Annotated in this window: 24 protein-coding genes; 20 read left to right on the plus strand and 4 right to left on the minus strand. The window is 64.7% G+C overall.

Features of this window, described 5'->3' with window-relative positions; all coding sequences use genetic code 11:
* Positions 1 to 214 precede the first annotated feature (214 nt).
* The 7 genes from AC07Z7_RS03270 to nudB all read left to right on the plus strand — a co-directional run bounded on the left by AC07Z7_RS03270 (position 215) and on the right by nudB (position 8887).
* A complete protein-coding gene (locus AC07Z7_RS03270) occupies positions 215 to 1666 on the plus strand; it encodes a high affinity choline transporter 1 (RefSeq protein WP_094286633.1) in 1452 nt (483 codons plus the stop codon).
* Between the two features lie 1098 nt (positions 1667 to 2764).
* Positions 2765 to 4495 carry a group II intron reverse transcriptase/maturase gene (gene ltrA, locus AC07Z7_RS03275; RefSeq protein WP_056641772.1) on the plus strand — a complete coding sequence of 577 codons (1731 nt, stop codon included), beginning with the start codon at positions 2765 to 2767 and terminating at the stop codon, positions 4493 to 4495.
* Positions 4496 to 4636: 141 nt separating this feature from the next.
* Entirely contained in the window at positions 4637 to 4978 is a 342-nt protein-coding gene (locus AC07Z7_RS03280; protein ID WP_494765303.1) for an FmdB family zinc ribbon protein, read from the plus strand.
* An 8-nt stretch (positions 4979 to 4986) separates the two neighbouring features.
* On the plus strand, positions 4987 to 5610 hold the full coding sequence (locus AC07Z7_RS03285; RefSeq protein ID WP_094286637.1) for a DUF502 domain-containing protein: 624 nt from the start codon (positions 4987 to 4989) through the stop codon (positions 5608 to 5610).
* A 41-nt stretch (positions 5611 to 5651) separates the two neighbouring features.
* Complete coding sequence (gene aspS, locus AC07Z7_RS03290; protein ID WP_494765304.1) at positions 5652 to 7469, plus strand: aspartate--tRNA ligase; 1818 nt, start codon at positions 5652 to 5654, stop codon at positions 7467 to 7469.
* 134 nt (positions 7470 to 7603) lie between these two features.
* Positions 7604 to 8413 carry a curli production assembly/transport component CsgG gene (locus AC07Z7_RS03295; RefSeq protein ID WP_494765305.1) on the plus strand — a complete coding sequence of 270 codons (810 nt, stop codon included), beginning with the start codon at positions 7604 to 7606 and terminating at the stop codon, positions 8411 to 8413.
* A 15-nt stretch (positions 8414 to 8428) separates the two neighbouring features.
* Positions 8429 to 8887 carry a dihydroneopterin triphosphate diphosphatase gene (nudB, locus tag AC07Z7_RS03300; RefSeq protein ID WP_494765306.1) on the plus strand — a complete coding sequence of 153 codons (459 nt, stop codon included), beginning with the start codon at positions 8429 to 8431 and terminating at the stop codon, positions 8885 to 8887.
* 37 nt (positions 8888 to 8924) lie between these two features.
* On the opposite strand, the gene AC07Z7_RS03305 is transcribed toward nudB, so the two are convergent.
* Positions 8925 to 9830 carry a LysR family transcriptional regulator gene (locus AC07Z7_RS03305; RefSeq protein WP_494765307.1) on the minus strand — a complete coding sequence of 302 codons (906 nt, stop codon included), beginning with the start codon at positions 9828 to 9830 and terminating at the stop codon, positions 8925 to 8927.
* Between the two features lie 152 nt (positions 9831 to 9982).
* Between AC07Z7_RS03305 and AC07Z7_RS03310 the strand changes: the two genes are divergently transcribed.
* The 5 genes from AC07Z7_RS03310 to hpaH are packed head-to-tail and all read left to right on the plus strand — an operon-like array spanning position 9983 to position 15173.
* The gene (locus AC07Z7_RS03310; protein ID WP_494765308.1) at positions 9983 to 11458 is read left to right on the plus strand and encodes an aldehyde dehydrogenase family protein; all 1476 of its coding nucleotides are present in this window, start codon (positions 9983 to 9985) and stop codon (positions 11456 to 11458) included.
* 25 nt (positions 11459 to 11483) lie between these two features.
* Complete coding sequence (locus tag AC07Z7_RS03315) at positions 11484 to 12383, plus strand: DODA-type extradiol aromatic ring-opening family dioxygenase (protein ID WP_494765309.1); 900 nt, start codon at positions 11484 to 11486, stop codon at positions 12381 to 12383.
* Positions 12380 to 13324 carry a fumarylacetoacetate hydrolase family protein gene (locus AC07Z7_RS03320; RefSeq protein WP_494765310.1) on the plus strand — a complete coding sequence of 315 codons (945 nt, stop codon included), beginning with the start codon at positions 12380 to 12382 and terminating at the stop codon, positions 13322 to 13324. The genes AC07Z7_RS03315 and AC07Z7_RS03320 overlap by 4 nt, the downstream gene beginning before the upstream one ends.
* A 27-nt stretch (positions 13325 to 13351) precedes the next feature.
* The gene (locus tag AC07Z7_RS03325) at positions 13352 to 14347 is read left to right on the plus strand and encodes a Bug family tripartite tricarboxylate transporter substrate binding protein (RefSeq protein WP_494765311.1); all 996 of its coding nucleotides are present in this window, start codon (positions 13352 to 13354) and stop codon (positions 14345 to 14347) included.
* Between the two features lie 10 nt (positions 14348 to 14357).
* A complete protein-coding gene (hpaH, locus tag AC07Z7_RS03330) occupies positions 14358 to 15173 on the plus strand; it encodes a 2-oxo-hept-4-ene-1,7-dioate hydratase (protein ID WP_494765312.1) in 816 nt (271 codons plus the stop codon).
* 43 nt (positions 15174 to 15216) lie between these two features.
* Here the strand turns inward: hpaH and AC07Z7_RS03335 are convergent, their stop codons facing one another.
* Complete coding sequence (locus AC07Z7_RS03335) at positions 15217 to 16986, minus strand: response regulator (RefSeq protein WP_252659350.1); 1770 nt, start codon at positions 16984 to 16986, stop codon at positions 15217 to 15219.
* A 117-nt stretch (positions 16987 to 17103) separates the two neighbouring features.
* On the opposite strand from AC07Z7_RS03335, the gene AC07Z7_RS03340 reads away from it, so the two are divergent.
* The 8 genes from AC07Z7_RS03340 to AC07Z7_RS03375 all read left to right on the plus strand — a co-directional run bounded on the left by AC07Z7_RS03340 (position 17104) and on the right by AC07Z7_RS03375 (position 23445).
* A complete protein-coding gene (locus AC07Z7_RS03340) occupies positions 17104 to 17841 on the plus strand; it encodes an endonuclease/exonuclease/phosphatase family protein (protein WP_094286659.1) in 738 nt (245 codons plus the stop codon).
* 4 nt (positions 17842 to 17845) lie between these two features.
* Complete coding sequence (clsB, locus tag AC07Z7_RS03345; RefSeq protein ID WP_494765313.1) at positions 17846 to 19084, plus strand: cardiolipin synthase ClsB; 1239 nt, start codon at positions 17846 to 17848, stop codon at positions 19082 to 19084.
* Between the two features lie 200 nt (positions 19085 to 19284).
* Positions 19285 to 20013 carry a GTP cyclohydrolase I gene (gene folE, locus AC07Z7_RS03350; protein WP_252659355.1) on the plus strand — a complete coding sequence of 243 codons (729 nt, stop codon included), beginning with the start codon at positions 19285 to 19287 and terminating at the stop codon, positions 20011 to 20013.
* Between the two features lies 1 nt (position 20014).
* On the plus strand, positions 20015 to 20437 hold the full coding sequence (locus tag AC07Z7_RS03355) for a BLUF domain-containing protein (protein WP_494765314.1): 423 nt from the start codon (positions 20015 to 20017) through the stop codon (positions 20435 to 20437).
* 198 nt (positions 20438 to 20635) lie between these two features.
* Positions 20636 to 21517, plus strand: a complete 882-nt coding sequence (locus AC07Z7_RS03360; protein ID WP_494765315.1) for an EamA family transporter — start codon at positions 20636 to 20638, stop codon at positions 21515 to 21517.
* Entirely contained in the window at positions 21514 to 22362 is an 849-nt protein-coding gene (locus AC07Z7_RS03365; RefSeq protein WP_494765316.1) for a DUF429 domain-containing protein, read from the plus strand. Before AC07Z7_RS03360 ends, AC07Z7_RS03365 begins: the two co-directional genes overlap by 4 nt.
* Positions 22363 to 22446: 84 nt before the next feature.
* Entirely contained in the window at positions 22447 to 22665 is a 219-nt protein-coding gene (locus tag AC07Z7_RS03370; protein WP_494765317.1) for a hypothetical protein, read from the plus strand.
* A gap of 108 nt (positions 22666 to 22773) precedes the next feature.
* The gene (locus AC07Z7_RS03375) at positions 22774 to 23445 is read left to right on the plus strand and encodes a histidine phosphatase family protein (RefSeq protein WP_494765318.1); all 672 of its coding nucleotides are present in this window, start codon (positions 22774 to 22776) and stop codon (positions 23443 to 23445) included.
* A 15-nt stretch (positions 23446 to 23460) separates the two neighbouring features.
* Here the strand turns inward: AC07Z7_RS03375 and AC07Z7_RS03380 are convergent, their stop codons facing one another.
* Both AC07Z7_RS03380 and AC07Z7_RS03385 read right to left on the minus strand, forming a co-directional pair.
* Positions 23461 to 24405, minus strand: a complete 945-nt coding sequence (locus tag AC07Z7_RS03380; protein ID WP_494765319.1) for a hypothetical protein — start codon at positions 24403 to 24405, stop codon at positions 23461 to 23463.
* 161 nt (positions 24406 to 24566) lie between these two features.
* A complete protein-coding gene (locus tag AC07Z7_RS03385) occupies positions 24567 to 25463 on the minus strand; it encodes a hypothetical protein (protein WP_494765320.1) in 897 nt (298 codons plus the stop codon).
* Positions 25464 to 25656 lie beyond the last annotated feature (193 nt).

Here is a 25656-nt window from a genome sequence, read left to right on the forward strand (position 1 = left end):
GAGCCTGTTTACGATCTTGCGGGGGACCCCTGGGAGATCGTAAACAGGCTCTACGGCACAAAAGTTGCCTTCATAATCCGCAGCAACTTTTGTTACGAATTTGGAGAAGGGGCCAGAACCCCTCGGTCTTCCCGGTACAGCCGCGCGGCCGCACGATGTGCTCGCTGCGTGTCCTGTTTATTTCGCAACCCCCTTGGAGCTTCGGAGCGGCACCATGCTGTTGTCTTTCATCGTTCTGTATCTGCTGATTTCGATTGGTGTGGGCCTGTATGCCGCGACCCGCGTGCACAACACGGCCGACTATGCGGTGGCGGGGCGCAGCCTGCCCCTGGCGGTGGTGATCGCCACCACGTTTGCGACCTGGTTTGGATCGGAAACCGTGCTGGGGGTGTCGGCCCGCTTTGTCAGCGGAAACCTGGGGGCGGTGGTCGAAGATCCCTTCGGCGCATCCATGTGTCTGGTGCTGGTGGGGTTCTTTTTTGCCTACAAGCTCTACCAGAAGAACCTGATCACGCTGGGCGATTACTACCGCCAGCGCTACGGGCGGGTGATCGAGGTGGCCTGCTCGGCCATCATCATGTTCAGCTACCTGGGCTGGGTGGCGGCGCAGATCACCGCCCTGGGCCTGGTCTTCAACCTGCTCACGCAGGGGGCCGTGTCGGTCACCATGGGCATGGTCATCGGCACGTTGGTGGTGCTGATTTACACGCTGTATGGCGGCATGTGGTCTGTGGCCATGACGGACTTTGTGCAGATGATCGTGATTGGCGTGGGGCTGCTGGCCATTGCCTGGTTTGCTGCCGACCTGGCCGGTGGCGCGGGCAAGGTGGTGGAGTACGCCGCCCGCGAAGGCAAGTTCCAGTTCTTCCCGAGCGGGGGGCTCAAGGAGTGGACCTTCTTCATTGCCGCCGCCATCACCATGATGCTGGGCTCCATCCCGCAGCAGGACGTGTTCCAGCGCGTGATGTCCTCCAACAGTGCCGAAACTGCGCGTAAAGGCCCCGTGATTGGCGGCGTGCTCTACCTGCTGTTTGCGTTCATCCCCATGTTTGTGGTGACGGCCGCGGTGCTGGTGATGCCCGAAACAGCGCAGACGCTGCTCAATGAAGATCCGCAGAAGGTGCTGCCTACCCTGGTGATGGAGCGCATGCCCATCATGCTGCAGGTGGCCTTTTTTGGCGCATTGCTGTCGGCCATCATGTCCACGGCGTCGGCCACCCTGCTGGCGCCCTCGACCACGTTTGTCGAGAACATCCTGCACAACCTGCGCCCCGGCATGACCGACCAGCAGACCCTCAAGGCCATGCGTATCTCGGTGCTGGTGTTTACGGCCTGTGTGTTGACCTATGCCATCACCATGCAGGGCACCTCGATCTATGAGCTGGTGTCCGGTGCCTACCAGGTGCCTTTGGTGGGCGCCTTTGTGCCGCTGGTTTTTGGCCTGTACTGGAAGCGTGCGACGACCCAGGGGGCGCTGCTTGCGGTGGCGATGGGCCTGGGGGTCTGGCTGCTGTTTGTGGCCAGTCCCATGCTGTCGGAGGCGTTTCCGCAGCAACTGGCCGGTGTGCTGGCCGCGCTGGTGGGGATGGTGGGGGGCTCTCTGGCGCCACAGTGGATCGAGGACCACAAGGGCCACGTCACCCACTACGAAGGCAGCGCCCGCTGAATGCCCCGCCCCTGTGCCCGGGGCATGGGGGTTGAGGGGTGGGCATGCCGCCTATAATTGAGGGTTTTGGTGCGACACGTAACGTGTTGCTCTGAGAGAGGTAGCTAGCCTCACTAAATAATTAGCAATTAAATCAAGCACTTACGGTGCTTTCATTTAGAGATTGAGAGCCGGTAAAACGGTCCTCTACAGACCGCAACCTAGTTGCGGTTTTGATAATTGCAGCGGGTAAAACCGACTGCAATGCAGGGTTAAACCTGCTTTCATCGCGGCAGTGATGCCGTCTGTGGCGCTCGCGCAACTTGCCGACGAGTCCGCCACAAGCGGAACTCGCCAATGGGATGACCAAATCCGTCCACGGATTGGTCACCTTGTAAATTGCGCTGCGCATCTCTGACTCTCAGAGTGCTCTGCTCTGTTTTGCCTTGTCACACCTTCGTCCGAAGTGCTGTGACCTCTTGTACGACCATGAGTAGCCTAGAGTGGCATGCGGGGACGGTAACGTCTCCGTGTGAAGCCCGCTCGACAATGCGTCCCCGTAACACGGCTGGGGTCCCCTGCGAGGGGGGCGTCAGGACCATCGCCAGCAGAGGTGATATAGGACGCTAGGCTAGTTCCGCATGGGCAACATAAGTGAATCATCGTTTGAACCAGGGTAACAATTGAGCGGCCAAATCTGCTGATAGGCCGTAACCAAACGGTCCGCTGCTGGCATCACCTGTCAAAACTAGGTGTTCGTCGTCACACATGCAGCCCCTGGAGAGATGAGCCCTAAACGGATAGACGTAAACAACGCAAGTTGTCATTCGTCGGCAAGGCAGGGAACGTGGTAAGCCCCACTGTCCGCCCAAGCGCTCTGCGCAAGGGCAGGGAAGTCGCGAGACGACCTGTTGGATGAGGGGGTATGGGATAGCGGAGAAAGCGAATGGTTACCTGTAATGGGTGGCATAGGGGCCCGTGCCCTGACGCGAAAGCGTGCTGACTTCCGCGTGGTGCAATCGTCGTTACACGACTGACTAAGTTCAAACTGACCCCGAAGGGATGCAATTCCCCTTCGGGGGAGGTGTGCGTCTCCAGGGGTTCAACCTGGAGGAAAGCATGAGAAAACACGTCGCTTCGCGCGACGAGTCTGCGTCCTCACGCGAACCGCAAGACTGGCACTCCATCGATTGGGGTCTAGTGGCGCGGAACGTGCGGACGACGCAGACCCGTCTAGCGAAGGCTACGCAAGAAAAAGACTGGCGCCGCGTGAAAGCGCTGCAAAGGTCTCTAACTCACTCGTTCTCGGCCAGAGCGCTGGCCGTGAGACGAGTGACCGAAAACCAAGGCAAACGAACGAGTGGCGTCGATCGCGAACTTTGGGATTCGCCTGCCTCCAAATGGGCGGCGATCGGTCGGTTGAAGAATCTTCGAGGGTACAAACCGCAGCCCTTGCGGCGGGTCTACATTCCCAAAGCAAACGGGAAGGAAAGGCCGCTTGGCATTCCGACCATGTTTGACAGGGCCATGCAGGCGTTGTTCCTACTGGCATTGGAACCAGTGTCAGAGAGCACCAGCGACCCGAACAGCTACGGCTTTCGGACTGGGCGCTCAACGCACGATGCCATGAGCCAGTTGTTCGTTTCCTTGTCCCAGAAGGCCTCGGCCGAATGGGTACTGGAAGCCGACATTCAGGGGTTCTTCGACCATATCAACCATGACTGGATGCTCGACCGTGTTCTCATGAACAGGGAAGTGCTACGGAAATGGTTGAAAGCCGGAGTGGTCCATCAGGGTCGCATCTCGCCGACAGATGAGGGAACACCGCAAGGTGGTGTCATTTCGCCAACCCTGGCGAATTGCGTTCTGAATGGGTTGGAAACGGGACTCGCCGCGCACTTAAACGCGCGGCTGGGTGTTGTGAAAGCCCGTAGAGCCAAAGTAAATGTGGTCCGCTACGCGGACGACTTCGTCATCACTGGGAGCTCACGAGAGCTGTTAGAGATTGAAGTCCGACCATGGGTAGAAGCATTCCTTGCAAAACGAGGACTGCGGCTATCGCTGGAAAAGACCTGCGTCACGCACATTGACCGAGGCTTCGATTTCCTTGGATGGAATTTCCGCAAATACCGTGGAAAGCTGCTAATCAAGCCGAGCAAGAAAAACGTGAAAGCGTTCTATCGCAAGGTATCGGAAATCGTAAGGACGCATCTATCGACAAAACAGGAGGATCTCATCGCGCAACTTAACCCAATCCTTCGGGGATGGGCTAGGTATCACCAACCGGTGGTCGCGAAAGAGACGTTCAGTCGGATGGACTACCTCATCTACTGGCGGCTTGTCCGCTGGGCGAGGAGGCGACATCCGAAGAAATCCCCAAGCTGGTGCACCCAACGTTACTGGAAGGTCATTGGTGAAAGGACAGAGTTCGCAGCCAAAGTAGGTACAGAAGACGAACCGATCATGAAACGGTTGGCGCGATTAAGCGACACAGTGATTGAAAGGCATGAAAAGATCAAAGGAGACTACAACCCCTTTGATCCTGTCTGGGAGGAGTATGGAGAGATGTTGCGGACGAAACGCACGGCAAAGAGCCTGCGCCATCGTTACGAAGCGTCAATGCTGTATATCTCCCAGGACGGGCGCTGTGCACTCTGCACAGAACCGCTCGATCATGAAGGCGGTTGGCACGATCATCACATTGTTTACAAGGTGAATGGCGGGTCGGACGCTATGTCTAACCGGGTGCTCCTGCACCCGGTGTGCCATCAGAGGTTGCATGCCCTTGGGTTGCCGGTCGCGAAGCCGGCCTCAACAAGGCTTAGGGTTCAGGATAAGAAAGGCGCGTAGAGTAAAATCGCGTGTTTTGCTTATTGCTGGACTAAGTTGTGCTTGAGCCGTGTGCGGTGAAAGTCGCACGCACGGTTCTTAGGGGGGGATGGTCCAGTAATGGGCTGTCCCTACCCTCCCACTTTCCCTCAACACACTGACATGCCTATTTACGCCTACAAATGCGGCTCCTGCGGCCATGCCAAGGATGTGCTGCAAAAAATCTCTGACGCGCCCCTCACGGTATGCCCCGCCTGCGGCGCAGAGGCCTTCTCCAAGCAGGTCACGGCGGCAGGCTTTCAGCTCAAGGGCTCGGGCTGGTACGTGACCGATTTCCGGGGTGGCAACGGGGGCAACTCTGCGCCTGCCACAGAAGCCAAGTCGGCGAGCACTTCCGAGACGGCTGCATCCGCCAGCACCAGCGATGCTCCTAAAAATGAAGCTGCCAGCCCAAGCGCATCAGGCGCCAGTGGCAGTTCTGCATCTTCTGTTTCGTCGAGCTAAGGACCGGCATGGCTGCCCTGCGCAAATGGCTGTTGACGGGTCTTCTGGTCATCGTTCCTGGTGTCATCACGGCATGGGTGCTCAACTGGATTGTGAGCACGCTCGACCAGACCCTGCAGATCCTGCCCGTCGCATGGCATCCCGACAAGTTGCTGGGTGTGCATGTGCCTGGCTTTGGTGTGGTGCTCACCCTGTTGATCCTGCTGGTGGTGGGCGCCATCGCCAGCAACTTTGCAGGCCGCAAGCTGGTGCAGTGGGGCGATGCCCTGGTGCACCGCATCCCGGTGGTGCGCTCCATCTACTCCAGCGTCAAGCAGGTGTCCGACACGCTGTTCTCCGAAAGCGGCAACGCTTTTCGCACGGCAGTTCTGGTGCAGTGGCCCCGTGAGGGCGTCTGGACGGTGGCCTTTGTCACCGGCGCCCCCAATGGCGAAGTGGCCGCCTACCTGCGTGACGAATTCGTGAGTGTGTACGTGCCCACGACACCCAACCCCACGGGGGGGTACTTCGTGATGGTGCGCAAGAGCGACTGCGTCGAGCTTGAGATGAGCGTGGACGCCGCCCTCAAATACATTGTTTCGATGGGCGTGGTCGCTCCTGCAGACCCCACGCTCGTTTCCCCCAGTAAGTGAATCCCTTTTAACGCGCCCCTCGGGCGCCGGAAGTTTCTGCCATGGCCATGCGTTCCCACTATTGCGGTCTTGTGACCGAAGCCCTGATGGGCCAAACCGTCACCCTCTGCGGTTGGGTGAACCGTCGCCGCGACCACGGCCAACTGATTTTTGTCGACCTGCGCGACCGCGAAGGTATCGTGCAGGTGGTGTGCGACCCCGACCTGCTCGGCGAGCAGTTCAAGCGCGCCGAAGGCATGCGCAATGAGTTCTGCATCCAGGTGAAGGGCGAGGTCAAGGCCCGTACGCCTGGGACCCTCAACGAGAAGATTTCGAGCGGCAAGGTCGAAGTATTTGCCAAGGAGCTGGAAGTCCTCAACCCTTCCGTCACGCCGCCGTTCCAGATGGACGACGAGAACCTGTCGGAAACCACACGCCTCACGCACCGTGTGATGGACTTGCGCCGCCCTCACATGCAGCGCAACATGATGCTGCGCTACAAGACCGCCATCCAGGTGCGCAACTTCCTGGACAAGGAAGGCTTCATCGACATCGAAACCCCCATGCTGGGCAAGAGTACGCCCGAAGGCGCGCGCGACTACCTCGTGCCCAGCCGCGTGCACGACGGCCAGTTCTTCGCGCTGCCCCAGTCGCCCCAGCTCTACAAGCAGATGCTGATGGTGGCCGGCTATGACCGCTACTACCAGATCACCAAGTGCTTCCGTGACGAAGACCTGCGCGCTGACCGCCAGCCCGAGTTCACCCAGATCGACTGTGAAACCTCGTTCCTGAACGAGGAAGAGATCCGCGCCATCTTCCAGCGCATGATCACCGAGGTGTTCCAGACCCAGCTGGGAGTGGACCTGGGCGAATTCCCCATCATGACCTACCAGGAGGCGGCCTTCCGCTTCGGCTCCGACAAGCCCGACCTGCGCGTGAAGCTCGAATTCACTGAGCTGACCGAGGTGATGAAGGACGTGGAGTTCAAGGTGTTCTCCGGCGCTGCCAACATGAAGGGCGGCCGCGTGGTGGCGCTGCGCGTGCCCGGGGGCTCGGCCGAGAGCGGCGGCATCAGCCGCGGCGAGATCGACGCCTACACCGAGTTCGTGAAGATCTACGGCGCCAAGGGCCTGGCCTACATCCGCATCAACGACCTCTCCAAGGGCCGCGATGGCCTGCAGTCGCCCATTGTCAAGAACATCCATGATGCAGCGCTGGCCGAGATCCTCAAGCGCTCGGGCGCGCAGAACGGCGACCTGATCTTCTTCGGTGCCGACAAGGAAAAGATTGTCAACGACGCCATCGGCGCGCTGCGTCTAAAGATCGGCCACAGCGAATTCGGCAAGAAGGGCGGCCTGTTCGAAGACCGCTGGGCGCCGCTGTGGGTGGTGGACTTCCCCATGTTCGAGCATGACGAAGAAAACGACCGCTGGGCCGCAGTGCACCACCCCTTCACGTCGCCGAAGGATGGCCACGAAGACCTGATGGACACGGACCCGGGCAAGTGCATCGCCAAGGCCTACGACATGGTGCTCAACGGCTGGGAATTGGGTGGTGGCTCGGTGCGTATCCACCGCGCCGATGTGCAAAAGAAGGTGTTCGATGCGCTCAAGATCACGCCCGAAGACGCACTGGCCAAGTTCGGCTACCTGCTGGACGCGCTGCAATACGGCGCTCCTCCTCACGGTGGCCTGGCCTTCGGTCTGGACCGCCTGATCACGCTGATGACGGGTGCAGAGTCGATCCGCGACGTGATCGCCTTCCCCAAGACCCAGCGCGCGCAGGACCTGCTGACCCAGGCGCCTTCGCCCGTGGACGAAAAGCAGCTGCGCGAGCTGCACATCCGTCTGCGCAACCCGGACGCCATCAAGGCCGCCTGATCCGGGGCGTTTTTCGGATCTGTCGATCATTGCAGATGCGCTCCTGGGGCATCGCATCACAAAGCGGCACGGGCCTGGCGCCCGTGCCGCTTTTTTATTGGCCAGCCTTCGCTGGCGCTCAAAGGAAGTTCTCCATGCGTTCCCATGCGTTGCGGGCGGTTGCCGCCGCTCTGGTGCTGCTGGCCCTGGCGGGCTGCGGTGAGAAGAAAACCGAACTGGGGCAGGGCGGCTCGGTGGTCACCGGCTCGGCGGGCCCCCAGGGTGCGCAGAACGCTGCCAAGGAACTGGTGCGCTGCGAAGCCCCGGTGGCCACACTGGCGCTGGCCGAGAACCCGAACGGCTACACCATGGGCTCGGGCTACCAGCTGCCGTCCTCGCCCGTGCCCCTGGTCAAGCTGCTGGCCCAGCAAAGTGGGTGCTTCCGCGTGGTGGACCGTGCGGCGGGCCTGCGCGGCACCATCCAGGAGCAGGATCTCAAGGACTCCGGCATCCTGCGCAAAAACAACTCCACGGTGACCAAGGGCAAGGGCTATGAGGCGCAGTACACGCTCACGCCCAGCCTCACCTTCAGCGAGCAGGACGCCGGGCGGGGGCTCGCTGGCGTGATCGCCATGATCCCGGTGCTGCGCGACATCGCCGGTCTGGCCGGGCTGGTGGAGCAGGTCAAGTTCAAGGAGGCGCAAACGGCGCTGCTGCTGTCCGACAACGAAACCACCGAACAGGTGGCGGCCGCGACCGGCTCTGCCCGCACGACCGACCTGGGAGTGGGCGGCCTGGTGTTCGGCAAGCTGGGCGGCGCGGCGGGTGCGGGCTGGAGCAACACCAACGAAGGCAAGGTGATCGCGGCCGCCTTTCTGGACGCGCACAACCAGCTGGTGGTGCAGGTGCGTGCCCTGCAGGCCAGGGAGCTGCCGCCCCCGGTGGCCACGAAAACCAAGCCCTGACTTGCCCTGGCGGCGATGGAACAACAGCGGCCCTTCAAGATCCCCGAGTCCGTGCTGGTGGTGATCCACACCCCCGCGCTCGATGTGCTGTTGCTGCACCGTGCCGACGGTGGCAACCACTGGCAGTCGGTCACCGGCAGCAAAGACCATCTGGATGAAGCCTGGGAGGCCACGGCTGTGCGCGAGGTGCGCGAGGAAACCGGTATCGACACCAGCGGCTGCGGCGTCGTGCTCACCGATTGGTGCCTGGAGAACATCTACGACATCTGGCCGCAGTGGCGCCACCGCTATGTACCCGGCGTGGTGTTCAACCGCGAGCGGGTGTTCGGCCTGTGTGTGCCCGCCGGTACGGCGGTGGTGCTGAGCCCGCGTGAGCATGTGGCGTTCGAGTGGTTGCCCTGGCGTGAGGCAGCCGACCGCTGTTTTTCCGCTTCCAATGCCGAGGCTTGCCTCTTGTTGCCGCGCTTTGTTTGAAGCGCTGTGGCTGCGGGCTGGCCGATAGGGCCGTGACTCACTGCTGCTTTGCCAGCACCTTGACCAAATGTTCGGCAAACCCCTCGGCGGCTGGTGAGGTGGCGCGCTGGGTGGGGCTGTAAAGGCACACATAGCGCATGGCTTCGGGCGCAAGAATGCGCCTTCGCACCAGGCCCAAGGGCTTGGCCAGCGCGCCCACATAGTCGGGGGCCAGTGTGGCCGTCACGTCGGCCGCCGCCAGGCCCAGCGCGGTGGAGATGTTGTCCACGATCTCCACCGGTGTCACGCGCTGCTCGCTGGGCAGGCCGGTGTGCATCTGGGCCACGCTGCGTTCGTGGTCGCGCCCGGCGGCCACCAGCGGGTGGGCGTGCAGCTGGGCCCAGGTCACGCTGCGCTGGCGCGCCAGCGGGTGGGTGGGGGCGCACCACAGCACCCAGGGGCTCTGGAACAAGGGCGTGCGTGCGATGTCCGCCCCGCAGGCGCGGTCCGGCCCGAGTGCCAGGTCGGCGTCGCCGCTGGCCACGGCGTCCACCAGTTTCTCCACCGGCGCATCGCGGATGTGGATGCGCACCTTGGGCCGCGTCTGTTGGTAGGCCTTGATGGCGCGGGGCAGGATCACGCTGGCCACCACCAGGGGGGCCGCAATGCGCACCACCCCGGCCGCACGGTTGCGTACATCGCTCGCGGCCGTCTGCGCCATGCGCAGGTGCTTGAGCACCGATTCGGCCGATGCGAGGAACTCGCGCCCCGCGCTGGTGATGCCCACTCGGCGCGTGCTGCGCTCGAACAGCTTGAAGTCCAGCACATCCTCCAGCTCGCCCACCAGCTGGCTCACCGCCGACGGCGTGAGCGCCAGCCGGTCGGCGGCGGCCGTGAAGCTGCGCATCTCGGCCACGGTGACGAAGGCTTCAAGCTGGCGCAGCGTGAAATGGGGCAGGGACATGGGGGGAGATCGCGGTGGTGCCATTCATTAGATTATCTTCACAATCCGTAAGAAAGCATTGATTGTGGTCAGGCAAGGGGCTGCAGATACTCCGCGACGACAGGGGGCAGGCAACTCGACCCCTTTGCTTTGTTGTCTGACCGGAGAACCCCGTGAGCACCGAGACCCTGAACGTCGCCGGCATTGCCGTATCGCCCCACCACTACATCGACGGCCAGCGCGTGGCGTCCGACATGCGCTTCGACCTGCACTCGCCCATCGACCAGTCGCTGCTGGGCCGCATCAGCGAAGGCTCGCCCGCGCATGTGGACGCGGCCGTCAGCGCAGCGGCGCGCGCCTTTCCGGCCTGGAGTGCGCTCACGGCCGCCGAGCGCAAGCCGTATCTGGACCGCTTTGCCGCCGAGATCGGAAAGCGCGCCGAGGCCTTCTGCACACTCGAATCCAACGACGCGGGCGTGCTGCTCTCGCGCATGAAGCACGGCGTGGTGCCGCGCGCCATGCTCAACATCACCTGGTTCGCCGAGCATGCGCTGACCCTGCAGGACCGCCCCATCGAGACCGAGCAGGCCACCCACCTCGTGCGCCACGACCCTGCCGGCGTGGTGGCCATCATCACGCCCTGGAACGCGCCATTGATGCTGGCCACCTGGAAGCTCGGCCCGGCCCTGGCCGCGGGCAACTGCGTCATCGTCAAGCCGCCGGAATGGGCGCCGCTCACCAGCAGCCTGCTGGCCGATTGCGCGCACGCGGCCGGTCTGCCGCCCGGGGTGTTTAACATCGTGCAGGGCGCGGGCGCCAGCACCGGTGCGCGCCTGGTCAGCGACCCGCGCCTGGCGCGCATCTCGTTCACCGGCTCGGTCCCCACAGCCAAGTGGATCGCCCAGTCCGCGGGCGCCAACCTCGTGCCCTGCAGCCTGGAGCTGGGCGGCAAGTCGGCCTTCATCGTGCTGGAGGATGCTGACATCGACAACGCCGCCGCCACCGGCGCGCTGATGTACCGCAATGCCGGCCAGGTGTGCCTGGCGGGCACGCGCTTCTTGGTGCACCGCAAGGTGCACGATGCCTTCGTGGCCGCCCTGCGCGGCTACGTCGAGAAGCTCACCGTGGGCGATCCGCGCGAGGAGGCCACCGAGGTCGGCCCCATCATCCACCCGCGTCAGGTCGAGCGCGTGCACGGCTTCGTGCAGCGTGCCGTGGCCGATGGCGCCATGCTGCTGTGGGGCGGCGCGCACCACCCCTTTGGCGCGCAGTACTACCAGCCCACGCTGCTGACCGATGTGCGCCAGGACAGCGAGATCGTGCAGAACGAGGTCTTCGGCCCGGTGCTCACGCTGCAGGCCTTCGACAGCGACGAGGAGGCCATCGCCCTGGCCAATGGCACGGACTACGGCCTGGGCGGCGTGTGCTACGGCGCCACGGAACACGCCAGCGCCGTGGCGCAGCAGGTGCGCACCGGCTTCATCTGGGTCAACAGCTTCGGCATCCGCGACCTGGCCGCGCCGTTCGGCGGCATCAAGCGCAGCGGCGTGGGCCGCGAGGGCGGGGACTGGAGCTTCGAGTTCTTCTGCGACATCAAGGATGTCGTGGTGCCCAAGAAGCCCTTCCGCGCCAGCTTCAGCCACCGCTAAACCATATCCAGAGGAAACACACACCATGGGAAGCATCGTTGGCGCCGCCATCGTCTCGCACCACCCCGGCCTGATGCAGTGCGAGGAGTTTCGCGTGCTGCAGGGCGCGGGGGCCGATTCGGACCTCATCCCCGGCTACGCGCGCCTGCGCGAGCGCATCGAGAAAGCCCGGCCCGACGTGGCCATCATCTTCGACTCGCACTGGTTCACCACGGGCTACCACTTGGTGGACGGGGCGCCGCGCTACCAGGGCACCTACATCTCGGACGAGATGCCCTGGTATCTGCACGGCGTACCCTACGACTACCGCGGCCACCCGGACCTGGCCCTGGCCATCGAGGCCGTGTCGCGTGAGCAGAAGGGCTACAACCGGGTCATCAACCACCCCGACCTGGGCAAGCATTACGCCACCATCAACCTGGTCAAGCAACTGCGCCTGGAGCGCAGCGACACGCCCGTGGTCACCGTGAGCTCGTGCCAGAACTGCGACTGGCGCCACTTCCTCAAATCGGGCGAGGCGATTGCCGAAGCCGTGCGCCGCAGCGACCTGCGCGTGTTGCTGCTGGCCTCGGGCGCGCTCAGCCACAAGTTCAACCCCATCGACTGGAAGCCCAAGCACCCGCGCATCTTCCACGAGAGCAATGTCTCGCGCCCCGAGAACATCGTGAGCGACAAGGGCGCCATCGCGCTCATGGAGCAGGGCCGGCACGACATGGTGCTGGACCGCTGGCAGGACGAGTACCGCAAGATGCCCTGGGAGGCCTTCGGCGCCCATTACCTGCAGATGCTGGGCGCCATGGGCGGGGCCGACTGCCGGGCGCGGGGCGTGGCCCTGTCGGAGTACGAGAACGCACGCGGCACGGGCAATGTGCACATGTGGTTCGATGGTGGATCGAGCGAAGCAACGGCAAAGGTGGCGGCATGAACTTCGAATTCCCGATCACCGAACTGCCCGCCGTGATGCGCGGCCCGCGCGTCGAGCGCCGCCGTGTGCTGGCGGGCGGCAGCGCCTGCTGGGGCACCATCGTGGAAGAGGGGGCGCAGCGGGACCTGTTGCGCCTGGACGATGGCCGCGTGATCGATCCGGCGTGCGTGCAGCACCTGCCGCCCGTTTCGCCCAGCAAGGTCATCGCCGTGCACATCTCGTACAGCTCGCGCAGTTTTGAGACGCGCAATCAGCCCAAGCCCACCGAGACACCGACCTACTTCACCAAGCCGCCGACCTCGGTCAACGGCCATGGCTGCGAGATCCACAAGCCCGCCGACAGCCAGTACCTGAACTACGAGGGCGAGTACGCCGTGGTCATCGGCAAGACCTGCCGCAACGTGCTGCCCGACGAGGCCTGGGACTACATCGAGGGCTTCTGCCCTGCGCTCGACATGGGCCTGCAGAACTACCGCGACACCGACCAGGGCAGCATGCTGCGCGTGAAGGGAGCGGACACGCTGCTGCCCATCGGCCCGGGCATCGTGCGCGGCGTGAACCTGTTCGAGCAGACGCTGCGCACCTACCGCAACGGCCTGGTGGTGCAGGAGGCGCACATCGGCGACGAGACCATCTGGGGCCCGCACTACGTGGTGGCCGACATTGCGCGCCACATCACCCTGGTGCCGGGCGACGTGATCCTCATGGGCACGCCCTGCCACTCACGCTCGGTGGACCCGGGCGATCGGGTGGAGTGCGAGATCACCGGCCTGGGTCGCCTGGCGGGCACGGTGGTCGCCATCGCCGCGCCGCGCGCCTCGGCCCTGGGCGTGGGCCACCAGCCCACCGACAGCCCCGAGGTGCGGCGCGTGGCCTGTGGCTTCGACGAGCGCGTGCCCGAGCACCTCAAGGCCAACTACCGGCAGGCCGCAAAGAAGTAACCCACAACCACTAACAGGAGACAAGCCATGATCCCTTCCACATCCCTGTCGCGCCGCGACGCTCTGCAATGGGCCCTGGCCAGTGCGGCGGTCGGCACGCCCTTCCTGGCCCAGGCCCAGGCGCTGGAGACCGTGAAGATCCTGGCGGGCTTTGCTGCGGGTGGCACGGTGGACACGCTGGCTCGGCGCGTGGCGACCCAGATCACGGGCGGGTATGCCAAGTCCGCCGTGGTCGAGAACAAGACCGGCGCGGGCGGGCAGATCGCCATCACCACGCTCAAGGCCGCCCCGGCCGACGGCGCCACGCTGCTGGTCACGCCCATGTCCATGCTGGGCATCTACCCCCATACCTACAAGAAGCTGCCCTACGACCCTGTGGCCGACGTGACCCCGGTCTCGCTGGGCGTGGTGTTCGACATGGGCTTTGCCGTGGGCCCGCAGGTGCCCGCCTCGGTCAGGACCGTGCCCGAGTTCCTCGATTGGTGCAAGGCCAACCCCACGGGCGCCAACTTCGGCTCGCCCGCGCCGGGCTCGGTGCCACACTTTGTGGGCGAGCTGATCAGCCGTGCGGGCAAGGTGGACATGCGCCACGTGGGCTTCCGTGGCTCTCAGCCCGCCATCCTGGACCTGCTGGGTGGGCAGATCGCGGCCGTCTCGGCACCGGTGGGCGAATTTTTGCCGCACCTCTCGGGCGGCAAGTTGCGTGTGCTTGCTACCTCAGGTGCCACGCGCAACAGGTTCGTGCCGGGCGTCGGTACCCTGGTCGAACAGGGCTTGCAGGACATGGTCTATGGCGAGTGGTTCGGTTTTTTCCTGCCGGGCAAGGCGTCTGCCGAGGTGGTGCAAAAGGCCAATGCTTCCATCCGCACGGCACTGGCCGACAAGGATGTGGTCGCCGGGTTGGCCGCCATGGGGCTGGAGGCGCGCTCGTCGAGTCCCGCCGAGCTGGCGGCGCTGCTCAAGGCCGATGGGGACAAGTGGGGGCCCATCGTCAAGGCCATTGGCTTCACCGCCGAATCCTGAGGGTGCCCCGATGCTTGACGACCCACTGACCCAGCAACTGGCCAGCGAACTGCACCAGGCCGAGAAGACCCGCGTGCAGGTGGAGCATTTCTCCAAGCGCCACCCCGGCATGACGGTGCAGGACGGCTATGCCATCTCGCGCGCCTGGGTGGCCATGAAGATCGCCGAAGGGCGTAGCGTGCGCGGCCACAAGATCGGCCTGACTTCGCGCGCCATGCAGGTGGCCAGCCAGATCACCGAGCCCGACTTCGGCACCCTGCTGGACGACATGTTCTTTGCCGAGGGCGGCGACATCCCCATGCAGCGCTTCATCCTGCCGCGCGTGGAGGTGGAGCTGGCCTTCGTGCTCAACAAACCGCTGCGCGGCGAGCCGGGGCGCCCCCCGGTAAGCATCTTCGACGTGCTGGCCGCCACCGAGTATGTGGTGCCTGCGATCGAGATCATCGACGCGCGCATCGAGCAGCACGACCGCCACACGGGCGTGATGCGCAAGGTCTTCGACACCATCTCGGACAACGCGGCCAATGCGGGCATCGTCACCGGCGGGCGCCCCGTGCGGCCCGATGCGGTGGACCTGCGCTGGTGCGGCGCGCTGCTCTACAAGAACGGGGTGATCGAGGAGTCGGGCCTGGCGGCCGCCGTGCTCAACCACCCCGCCACGGGCGTGGCCTGGCTGGCCAACAAGCTCGCGCCGTATGGCGAGGGGCTGGCGGCCGGAGAGGTGGTGCTGGGGGGCTCGTTCACGCGGCCCGTGGCGGCTGCAGCGGGCGACACCTTCCATGCGGACTACGGGCCGCTGGGCAACATCGCGTTCCGGTTCGTTTGACTGGATTGGTGGGCGTGCGCCGCACGTGGAGGTTGGTGTGGTCTCAGGGGCGCAGACGGAGCTTGTCTGCGGCGCTGCCGGGCTCGGTGCCTTCAGGCTCCCCTGCGTCATCACTGCCATTGGCGCTGCCGCCTGCGGGGGGCACGGGAGGTGCAGCCGGTGCGCCTTCCACGGCATTGCGTGAACGGATGGCCACCCCTCCGGGGCGCCGCTCGTTGTCCTGTCCCAAGATGGCCCGTGCGGGGGCATTGCCAATGCGCAGGCGCAGCGCATCAATGGCCTCCTGCAGCGGCTCGGGCGATGCAATGCGCGCGCCGTGCCGCAGCAGCACCTGCTGCGACAGGTCCAGCAGCTTCGAATTGAGGGTGGTGGCTGCCTGCTGCAACAGGTTCTGCACGGCGCCTGCGGGGTCGCCCGACAGGCTCTGGGCCATGGCGACTTCGGCGGCCTTGTTGACCTGCTGCAGGCAGTCGCGCACCAGCACGCCATAGGGTTCGTGCAGGCTGCAGGCGTTGGCCATCAGCTCGGTCAGCCCGCGCGTGTTGGCGTAGCGCATGCCCAGGGCGCGCACCCAGCCTTCGCCCTCGGGCAACTCGATGGACGTGACGGCCAGCACCGCCAGCAGGCTGCCCAGGTTGCAGGCCGCCTCGAAGTCAAAACTGGCGGTGGTGATCTCGCGGGCCATGGCGCGCACCGATTCCACCGCCTGCGAGAACTGCCGCTGCTGGATCAGCTGCAGCGCACGTGCCACCTCGGCAAAGCGGCGGACGCGCGCGCTGTCGGCGTGGCGCTCCAGGATGCGCGCAAAGTCGGCCATGCAGCGCTCGATGCCCTTGCGGTCGTTCTCGGCGTAGTAGGCAAAGGTCAGCAGCACCAGCGACTGGTAGTCGAACAGCTTGGAGTCGATCCCCAGCACCACGGCCCGCGCCAGCACCTTGGTGGCCGTCTCGCGGTCGCCCATGTAGTACGACATCATCCCAAGCTTCTGCAGCCGCACCACCGAGTCGGGCGTGAGCGTGCTGGCGGTGCGGTAGGTCTCGATGGCCTGCGCGAAGTTGCCCAGCTCCACCTGGGCGCGGCCGAGCACGTCGTAGGCATCGGCAAACGAGGCGTCTTCGCCAATCAGCTCCTGCAAGGTGGTGATGGCGCGCGCCGCCTGGCCCGACTCGATCTGCGCGCGCGCCACCCCGAGCTTGGCCCAGGGCAGGGCGCGTGCGGCAATCACGGCCTCGAACAGCGTGCGTGCCTCGTCGTGCCGGCCCAGTCGCAGCAGCAGCTCCGAGCCAATGCGCGCGGCGTACAGCCAGTACGGTTTGCGTGCCTCGAAGCGCTCCACGCACAGCGCGGCGGCCTGCTCGAAGTCCTCGGCCTCGATGGCGTCGAAGATGGGCTTGAGATGCACCTTGCGCAGGCGCGCCAGGCTGAGGCGCTCAAACAGCGCGCTGGGTGTGAAGGGCTTGAGCAGGTAGCCATCCAGCGCCGATTCGGCGGCTTCGGCCACGGCCGCATACGAGGCCTCGGCTGTGACCATGAAGAACACCGTGGAAAACGGCAGCAATTGCGCGCGCCGCAGGTCGTCCAGCAGGGTCTGGCCCGAATAGTTGGCATCGCCAAAAAACTGGTCGCACAGCACATAGTCAAACACCGTGTGCTCCAGCCGGCTGCGTGCGTCCTGCACACGCGAGCACTGCACGATGCGGGTCACGCCGTACTCGCGCAATTGCCCCACCAGGATGCTGCGTGACGTGGCATTGCTGTCCACAATCAGCGCCTGAACCTGCGGGGGAACGGGTTGTCGGTTCTCAGTGGCCATGGGGCTGGGCTGGCCTGTACGTGGTATGAAGGAGACAACCCCAGTGTACTGGCCCATGGCAGCCCGTGGGCGTCGGGCAAACCCGTTGCCCGCGTGGCTTGCGACACAATCGGGACCATGCAACACGACGACATCCTGCGGGTAGCCACCTACAACATCCACAAGGGTGTGCAAGGCATCGGTCCCGCGCGGCGGCTGGAGATTCACAACCTGGGCCTGGCGGTGGAGCAGCTGGATGCCGACATCGTCTGCCTGCAGGAGGTGCGCAAGCTGCACCGGCGCGAGGCGGCCTACTTTCAGCGCTGGCCCGATGTGCCCCAGGCCGAGTTCCTGGCGCCCGAGGGCTACGAGGCGGTGTACCGCACCAACGCCTTTACCAAGCATGGCGAGCATGGCAATGCGCTGCTGTCGCGCTGGCCCGTGATCGGGCACCAGCACGAAGACATCTCCGACCACCGCTTCGAGCAGCGCGGCCTGCTGCATGTCGAGGTCAACGCCCATGGCCGCAATGTGCATGTGATCGTGGTGCACCTGGGGCTCATCCCCGGCAGCCGGGTGCGGCAGATCGAACGCCTGCAGGGGTTCATCGACCGCGAGGTGCCGCCCGGCGCGCCGCTGATTGTGGCGGGCGACTTCAACGACTGGGGGCAGCAGCTCAAGCGCATGCTGGGCGGGTTTTCGCTGTACGAGTTCGAGGAACCACGCGCCTTCACCTACCCCGCGCGGCTGCCCCTGACCCAGCTGGACCATGTGTATGCCCGGGGCCTCACCCCCCTGTCGCTGCATGTGCCGCGTGGCCGCATCTGGTGGCGCATGTCTGACCACCTGCCGCTGATTGCCGAATTCCGGCTGTGAACGCGTGAAGAAGAAACCGCCCCTGGTCCGTGGCACGGAGTTCTCGGACGATCACCGCGTGCACCTGCTGCAGGGCGCCGAGGAGTTGTTTCCGGCCCTGATCGAGGCCATGGATGCCGCGCTGTCAGACATCCAGTTTGAGACCTACATTTTCGACTTCACCGGCTCGGGCGCGGCCGTGGCCGAGGCACTGATGCGGGCGGCGCAGCGGGGCGTGCGCACCCAGCTGGTGGTGGATGGCGTGGGCACGGGCGCGTTGCCCGAGGCCTGGGCCGCGCGGCTGCAGGCTGCCGGGGTGCAATACAGCGTGTACTCGCCACTGGGGCCCCTGGGCTTGCTGCTGCCCCACCGCTGGCGGCGCCTGCACCGCAAGCTGTGTGTGGTCGATGGCCGCCTGCTGTTCTGCGGCGGTATCAATGTGCTGGACGATTTTCACGACCCCAACCACGGCACGCTCGATGCTCCCCGGTTTGACTTTGCCGTGCGCGCCACGGGCAGCCTGGTAGCCGCCGCCAGCGACACCATGGAGCAGCTCTGGTGGCGCATGCAGGCCGTGCGCGATGCGCGGCAGCGCCGCCTGCCCGAGGCGCTGCAGGCCCTGCGTGCAGCCAGCAAGGCCCGGCACGCGGCCGAACCGGCCGCCGACTTCGGCCCGCCCATGCGCGCCGCGCTGGTGCTGCGCGACAACGTGCGCAACCGCAGCCGCATCGAAAAGGCCTACCGCCGCGCCATTGGCACCGCGCGGCACGAGATCATCATCGCCAACGCCTACTTCATGCCCGGCGGCAAGCTGCGCCGCGCGCTGGTGATGGCCGCGCGCCGGGGCGTGCGTGTGCGTCTGCTGCTGCAGGGGCGCTATGAGTACTTCATGCAGTACCACGCGGCCCGGCCGGTGTATGGCGCGCTGCTGGCGGCAGGGGTGGAGATCTACGAATACGCGCCCAGCTTTTTGCACGCCAAGGTGGCCGTGATCGATGCGCAGGGCGAGCGGCCCTGGGCCACGGTGGGTTCGTCCAACCTCGACCCCCTCTCCCTGCTGCTGGCGCGTGAGGCCAATGTGGTCGTGGAAGACGGTGCCTTTGCCACTGACCTGCGCCAGCGCCTGGTGCACGCCATGCAGCATGCGGGCCGCCGCATGGACCCGGCGCGCTATGCAGGCCGGCCGCTGCGCCAGCGCGTGCTCGACCGCATTGCCTTTGGCCTGATGCGGCTGGCGCTGTGGGTGACTGGCAACCGGTATTGATAGAGGGCACAGCCCTTGAGCAGCCCTCACCCGGCTGCCCTGGCTTTGGTCGCGCCCGTTGGATGGCCGTGGATGGCGCGTAGCGCCCCGCATTGCGATGTTGCTATAAAAAATATAGCTATCAAGGCATATCCAGAAGGCGCAGACGGCCTAAAACCCTTGAAATCTGCAGAGCGCGGTTCGCTGTTACGATTCCGGCCATGTCCAGCCAACCTGCCGCCGATATGACGCCCACCCCGCCGGATGACGAAGGCACGCCTGTCTCCGTGAAGATTCGCGAACGCCTTGCCGCCGCCCGCAAGCGCTTTCACGCCAACGACAACATTGCCGAGTTCATCGAGCCCGGCGAGCTGGAGAAGCTGCTTGACGAGGTCGAGGCCAAGATGCAGGGCGTGCTCGACAGCATGGTGATCAACACCGAGGGCGACCACAACACCAAGAACACCGCGCGCCGCGTGGCCAAGATGTACATCAACGAGGTGTTCAAGGGCCGCTACGTAGCGCAGCCGCCCATCACCGAGTTTCCCAACGCCGAGCACCTGAACGAGCTGATGATCGTCGGCCCCATCACCGTGCGCAGCGCTTGCAGCCACCATTTCTGCCCCGTCATCGGCAAGATCTGGATCGGCATCATGCCCAACGAGCACACCAACGTGATCGGCCTGTCGAAGTACGCGCGCCTGGTGGACTGGGTCATGGGCCGCCCCCAGATCCAGGAAGAAGCCGTGGTGCAACTGGCCGACCTGATCATGGAAAAGACCCAGCCCGATGGCCTGGCCGTGGTGATGGAGGCCAGCCACTTCTGCATGTCCTGGCGCGGTGTGCGCGAGATGGACAGCAAGATGATCAACTCCGTGATGCGCGGCGTGTTCCTCAAGGACAGTGCACTGCGCCGCGAATTCCTCTCGCTCATCCCTGGAAGGAACTGACATGCTCGTGCGTCTGCTTTATGCCAGCCGTGCGGTGGACACCTCGCCCGCCGCCATCGAAGCCATCCTCACGCAATCGCGCGAGCACAACCCCGCCTGCGGCATCACCGGCGTGCTGTGCTACGGCGGCGGCGTGTTCCTGCAGGCCATTGAAGGCGGCCGCTCGGCTGTGAGCGACCTGTACGGCCATATCCAGAAAGACCCGCGCCACAAGAACGTGGAGCTGCTGCACTACGAGGAAATCTCCGAGCGGCGTTTTGGCGGCTGGACCATGGGGCAGGTCAATCTTTCCAAGATCAACCATTCCATCCTGCTCAAGTATTCGGAGAAGCCTGAACTGGACCCGTATGCGGTGTCGGGCAAGGTGTCTTATGCGCTGCTCGAAGAGCTGATGGCCACGGCGTCGATCATTGGTCGCGCCTGAAAAGTGGGGCGCTTGGCTACTGCGCGGCCACATCTCGGGCCTGCGGTACTCGCCGCACGGGAGTGCGGCTGCGTTCCTCAACCCAGGCTGAGGCCGCTTGCTACGCTAATCACACCCACTTTTTAACTGCTTGTACTCCAGCCGCAGCGGCCTCAAAGCGCTGCGGCTTTTTGCATTCAAGCCGCTCCATCTTTACCCGTGACCTTCACCGCCTTCGCCCTCATCATCCTCGCCGGCCTCATCCACGCGTGCTGGAACATCGTGGCCAAGAAAGCCGGGGGGGACTCGCGGTTTGCGTTCTTCACCTCGGTGATCATGATGGTCGTCTGGGCGCCGCTGGGCTGGTACCTGGGGCGCGACGCGGTGCCGCAGTGGGGTGCGGTGGAGTGGGGTTTTGTCGTCGCCAGCGGGCTGCTGCATGTGGCGTATTTCGTCATCCTGCTGCGCGGCTACCGTGTGGCGGACCTCACCGTGGTCTATCCGCTGGCGCGCGGCTCGGGGCCGCTCTTGTCGTCGCTGGTGGCCATCACGCTGCTGGGCGAGCAGATCTCCGCGCTGGGCGCTTTGGGCATCGTGGGTGTGGTCGGGGGCGTGTTTCTGATCGCGGGTGGCCCGGGCCTGCTGCGCGCCGCCCACGACCCCGCTGCGCGGGCTCGGGTGCACAAGGGCATGTTGTATGGCTTGCTCACAGGCGCGTTCATTGCCAGCTACACGGTGGTCGATGGCTATGCGGTCAAGTTTCTGCTGATGTCGCCCATCCTGGTGGACTACATGGGCAACTTTGTGCGTGTGGGCCTGCTCGCACCCGTGGTGCTGCGCGACCTGCCCACGGCCCGCACGCTCTGGCTGGCGCAGTGGCGTTTTGCGCTGCTGGTGGCGGTAGTGAGCCCGGTGGCCTATGTGCTGGTGCTGTACGCCATGCAGCAGGCGCCCCTGTCGCATGTGGCCCCGGCGCGCGAGGTCTCCATGCTGTTTGCGGCGCTGATTGGCGGGCACCAGCTGGGCGAGGGTGACCGCGTGGCGCGCATTTTTGGCGCGCTGTGCATTGCGGCCGGTGTCACGGCGTTGGCACTGGGATGACGGCCGCCGCACCACAAACCCTGCTGCTAGGCTGCGACTTCTCCAGCAGCCCCACGCGGCGCAAACCCATCGTGCTGGCGCTGGGCCAGCGCCAGGGCGCGCGTGTGGTTCTCACCGCGCTGCAGCCGTTCGACACCCTGGCCGCGTTCGGCCAGTGGCTGGCCCAGCCCGGCGACTGGGTGGGTGGCTTTGACCTGCCCTTTGGCCTGCCGCGCGAGCTGGTGCAGGCGCTGGGCTGGCCCACCGACTGGCACGCCTGCATGCAGCACTACCGCCACCTCACCCGCGAGCAGATCCGCGCGGAGTTTGCGGCGTTCTGCGATGCGCGCCCCGTGGGCGGCAAGTTTGCCCACCGCGCCACCGACGGGCCTGCAGGCTCCAGCCCCTCGATGAAATGGGTGAATCCGCCCGTGGCCTACATGCTGCACGCGGGTCTGCCGCCGCTGCTGGACGCGGGCGTGCACCTGCCCGGCCTGCACGCAGGCGACCCCCGCCGCGTGGCGCTGGAGGCCTACCCCGGCCTGCTCGCGCGCGAGGTGCTGCAGCGGCGCAGCTACAAAAGCGACGACCGTGCCAAGCTGACCCCCGACCGCCTCATCGCCCGCAAAGACCTGGTCAACGCGCTGGAGCTGGGCCAGACCCGCCTGGGCCTGCGTCTCAAGCTCAGCCATGCCCAGCGCGACGCGCTGGTGCAGGACGCCAGCGGCGACAGCCTGGACGCCGTGCTGTGCCTGCTGCAGGCCGCCTGGGCCGAGCAGCGCCATGCCGAGGGCGACGCGCTCTATGGTTTGCCGCCGGGGCTCGACCCACTGGAAGGCTGGATCGTGACGGCTGAAAAGCCGTGACCGGCCATTCCACCGCTTTTCCTGGCATTGATGCGGCGCGGCCTGCGTAGCATGGAGGGACATTGCCAGATGCATTGCATGCCCATGTCTTTTGTCCCCCGCCGCTTGCTAGTCCTGGCTCTGCTGACCCCGCTGCTGGTACAGGCCGCCCCCGCGCCCTGGTACTACTGGCGCAGCCTGGTCGATGGCCAGCGTGTGTGCGCGCAAACCTCGCCCGGCCCGGGCTGGGAACAGGACAGCGCCCCCCATGAAGGCCCCGGCTGCCAGCCGCGCCGCAAAGTGCTCATCGTGCCCATGCGGTAGTGTCCGCCGTTGTTTTGTTATAAAAATAATAGCTATTAAGGCTTGCTGGAAGCGCGGTAGCGGCCAAAAAACCTTGCAATCATGTGTGTACATTCGATAATGGCACGCATGACTGAATTGATTCTGATCCGCCACGGAGAGACCGACTGGAACCGCGAGCTGCGCTTCCAGGGCCATGTAGATGTGCCCCTCAACGCCACCGGCCACGAACAGGCCCGCCGCCTTGCAGAGCGCTTGGCCGCAGAGCGCCCCGTGGTGCACCACCTCATCTGCAGCGACCTCATCCGCACCCAGCAGACCGCCACGCCCAGCCTGCAGGTGCTGTTCCCGCAGGCCCGCATCGATACCCTCACCGACAGCGCCCTGCGCGAGCAAAACTTTGGCGTCGTGGACGGCAAGCGCGTGGACGACGTCAAGCAGGAACATGCCGACGCATGGAACCAGTGGCTGCGTTTTGAAGCCGACTACGGCATGCCCGGCGGCGAGACCACCCGCCAGTTCCACACCCGCGTGATGGACGCCGTGTACCGCATCGCCCAGCGGCACGCGGGCCAGAAGGTGATGGTCGTCACCCATGGCGGCGTGCTCGACATGATCTGGCGCACTGCACGCGGCACGGGGCTGGACGGCCCGCGCCAGAGCGACATCCCCAACGCGGGGCTCAACCGCGTGCGGGTGAGCGGCGAGGCGGTGGAAGTGTTGGACTGGGCCGATGTGCGGCACCTGGCGGATTTGCCGGAGCAGCCGGTGTATGACCAGACGAAGTTGGTGGTTCGGTAAAGAGGCCCGTGGTCTTTATCCGCCTGCATAGATGACACCCGGGCGTGTACCGTCCAGGTCGTCGGTGTTGGGGTCCTGCACGGGCTCCACACCAAACATGTGCCCCAGTGACACAAAGCGGTAGTTGCCGCTTCGGTCGGTATATACGGCTAGTCCCTGCGGGGTCAGCGCGATTGGGTGCCAGTCTCCGGCGACACGTTCATCGGTTTGCTGGCTGACCAGCCTGCCGTCCGCTCCATACAGTTTCAGTTCGCCTGTGGTCGTGAGTTGTCGGCTGCCCTGCTTGGAGTTGAAAGCGCGCACCGAGTGCAGAACAAACTGCCCGCCCGGCGCCAGTGTGAGAGCAGGCTCAGGGTCGCTGCCGGGAACGCCCTCGATCTGTACGATGCTGCGCTGCGTACGGTGCAGCAGTGCGTAAGCCGCACCGTGGGCATCCTGAGAAGCGGTGTATCCGATCAGCACGGTGTTGGCAGATGTCGCGAGCGGGGTGGCAAATGTCATCGTTGCGCCGCCCGCATGTTGGTTGAGTTCCGCTCGGAGCTCAGCCGCTGGGTCGATTTCAGCCGGTTGGGGTCTCAACCGGCCGTCAGCCCCGCGTGTGATTCTGGGCGGCGTTCCGTTGAGTACATCAAAGCTGCCCAGGTCCTGTTGGCCTTGCAAGGTCCATGCAGGCACTGAGAAGTTGAGAAGGCTGTAGGACTTGTGCCCGCTCGAGTCGTCGCGCTGCAACTGGGCAGACGCAACGATGAACGCCATCCCTTCATCCTGAGCTTTGGCATCTGTTAGCGTAAAAGGTCTCGCCAAGCAGCTGTCGGGTCGCATGCCTGCTACCGGCAGCTTGGCTACAGAGGGAGGGCTGCCGCTGTGGTCTGAGAGTTGGAAGCTGGTTACTTTGGTCTGCTTCGCCAGATCCAGGTGGTCAACGGTGCCATTGCAATACACCACATACAGATGGTGCATGTTCTCTCTCCCGTCGGCAGCTGCAGCGGCACGTATTGGAGATGAACTGCTTGCATTCTGTGGGGAGCAGGCGGCCAAAACCCAGGACAAGGCGATTACGACAGTGACAGCTGGCAGACCGTGTGAGCGAGTCGCCGTGGGATTAGGGATTGTCAGCACGGTCAGAAGTCCGATTGAGCGAGCACGTTTTCCACATAGTTTGGATCGCCGACCGTGCCTCGGGCGGCTACGGGCACTCGCTCCCATTCCGCAAATCCCCGTTGTCCGCTGGAGTCCACCGTGACGAAAAGAGCGCCGTTATCAAGTCGCACCCTGTATTCATGCAAGCCATTGGCGTATCCGTTGAAGCCGCGAAGTGTGTCCAGCTCAAGTTGCTCAGGGGTGTAGTCAGGTAATTCCACAGGCAAGGCGGGCAGCCCTTGTGCGGTACGAGCGCGGTTCCATGCGGTCACCAGATTGCGAAAACGCTCTCCGCTGCGCACGTTGCGGGGGTAAGCGCGAGCAATGCGCTCCTTTTCCAAGTACAGCGCCCAGCCGCCGCGTACGTTCTCTTTCCAGCTCCAGGTTTGATCGGCGGTAGGTGCAGGGCGGGTGAGTTGGCACAAGCCAACTCCGCCAAGACCATCGCTGCTGTACTTGGGCCAGTTACCGGGCGTTCGGAATTGCTGGAGCGAGCTTTCCTGGCGCATTTTTTTGCGGAACACGGCACGGTTGGCTCCGATGCCGTTGGCGAAAGCGCGGATGGCTGTGCCCGTGGGGTTGGTTCCGGCAATCGTCCATGTCGCCTGGGCGCGCTGCTCAGTCCCTCCGGCGCGCAAAGTGACTTGAACCGTCAGCACGCCGCCGCGTACTTCGGTAAAGGGAATTCGCCAACTGGCGTTGGCACTGACCTGCGGAGCGATGCGGCTGTGCTGCGTGCTTCTTCCGCCGCCGAAGGTGGCACTGGTGGCCGGTGAGCTACCGTCAAAAGCCAGGGTGGCCGACCATTCGTATATGGGAGCTGCACCTGAAGGCATGGGCTGGTTTTGTAGTGTCGCCGTCACCACTATGGTGGGCATCTCAGCCTCGGCGGTGATAGAGAAGCGTGGGCCTGCGGGCTGACTGGAAATGACGAGAGGCATGTTGGGTGCCGACTGGGTGTCTCGCTTGCTCTCTACGAGGTTGCATGTGGATGCGTTGAGTAGCACAGCCCGCAGGTCAGCATGAAGTTAGATGGCCTGCAATTGTCATTTCCAGATTCTCTGAAAACAG

The organism is Acidovorax sp. GW101-11A03, assembly GCF_059424825.1.

What these genes read in the sequence shown, in the direction of transcription:
- AC07Z7_RS03270 (WP_094286633.1), top strand. Translation starts at nt 215, where the DNA reads ATGCTGTTGTCTTTCATCGTTCTGTATCTGCTGATTTCGATTGGTGTG.
- ltrA (WP_056641772.1), top strand. Translation starts at nt 2,765, where the DNA reads ATGAGAAAACACGTCGCTTCGCGCGACGAGTCTGCGTCCTCACGCGAA.
- AC07Z7_RS03280 (WP_494765303.1), top strand. Translation starts at nt 4,637, where the DNA reads ATGCCTATTTACGCCTACAAATGCGGCTCCTGCGGCCATGCCAAGGAT.
- AC07Z7_RS03285 (WP_094286637.1), top strand. Translation starts at nt 4,987, where the DNA reads ATGGCTGCCCTGCGCAAATGGCTGTTGACGGGTCTTCTGGTCATCGTT.
- aspS (WP_494765304.1), top strand. Translation starts at nt 5,652, where the DNA reads ATGGCCATGCGTTCCCACTATTGCGGTCTTGTGACCGAAGCCCTGATG.
- AC07Z7_RS03295 (WP_494765305.1), top strand. Translation starts at nt 7,604, where the DNA reads ATGCGTTCCCATGCGTTGCGGGCGGTTGCCGCCGCTCTGGTGCTGCTG.
- nudB (WP_494765306.1), top strand. Translation starts at nt 8,429, where the DNA reads ATGGAACAACAGCGGCCCTTCAAGATCCCCGAGTCCGTGCTGGTGGTG.
- AC07Z7_RS03305 (WP_494765307.1), bottom strand. Translation starts at nt 9,830, where the DNA reads ATGTCCCTGCCCCATTTCACGCTGCGCCAGCTTGAAGCCTTCGTCACC.
- AC07Z7_RS03315 (WP_494765309.1), top strand. Translation starts at nt 11,484, where the DNA reads ATGGGAAGCATCGTTGGCGCCGCCATCGTCTCGCACCACCCCGGCCTG.
- AC07Z7_RS03320 (WP_494765310.1), top strand. Translation starts at nt 12,380, where the DNA reads ATGAACTTCGAATTCCCGATCACCGAACTGCCCGCCGTGATGCGCGGC.
- AC07Z7_RS03325 (WP_494765311.1), top strand. Translation starts at nt 13,352, where the DNA reads ATGATCCCTTCCACATCCCTGTCGCGCCGCGACGCTCTGCAATGGGCC.
- hpaH (WP_494765312.1), top strand. Translation starts at nt 14,358, where the DNA reads ATGCTTGACGACCCACTGACCCAGCAACTGGCCAGCGAACTGCACCAG.
- AC07Z7_RS03335 (WP_252659350.1), bottom strand. Translation starts at nt 16,986, where the DNA reads ATGGCCACTGAGAACCGACAACCCGTTCCCCCGCAGGTTCAGGCGCTG.
- AC07Z7_RS03340 (WP_094286659.1), top strand. Translation starts at nt 17,104, where the DNA reads ATGCAACACGACGACATCCTGCGGGTAGCCACCTACAACATCCACAAG.
- folE (WP_252659355.1), top strand. Translation starts at nt 19,285, where the DNA reads ATGTCCAGCCAACCTGCCGCCGATATGACGCCCACCCCGCCGGATGAC.
- AC07Z7_RS03355 (WP_494765314.1), top strand. Translation starts at nt 20,015, where the DNA reads ATGCTCGTGCGTCTGCTTTATGCCAGCCGTGCGGTGGACACCTCGCCC.
- AC07Z7_RS03365 (WP_494765316.1), top strand. Translation starts at nt 21,514, where the DNA reads ATGACGGCCGCCGCACCACAAACCCTGCTGCTAGGCTGCGACTTCTCC.
- AC07Z7_RS03370 (WP_494765317.1), top strand. Translation starts at nt 22,447, where the DNA reads ATGTCTTTTGTCCCCCGCCGCTTGCTAGTCCTGGCTCTGCTGACCCCG.
- AC07Z7_RS03375 (WP_494765318.1), top strand. Translation starts at nt 22,774, where the DNA reads ATGACTGAATTGATTCTGATCCGCCACGGAGAGACCGACTGGAACCGC.
- AC07Z7_RS03380 (WP_494765319.1), bottom strand. Translation starts at nt 24,405, where the DNA reads ATGCACCATCTGTATGTGGTGTATTGCAATGGCACCGTTGACCACCTG.
- AC07Z7_RS03385 (WP_494765320.1), bottom strand. Translation starts at nt 25,463, where the DNA reads ATGCCCACCATAGTGGTGACGGCGACACTACAAAACCAGCCCATGCCT.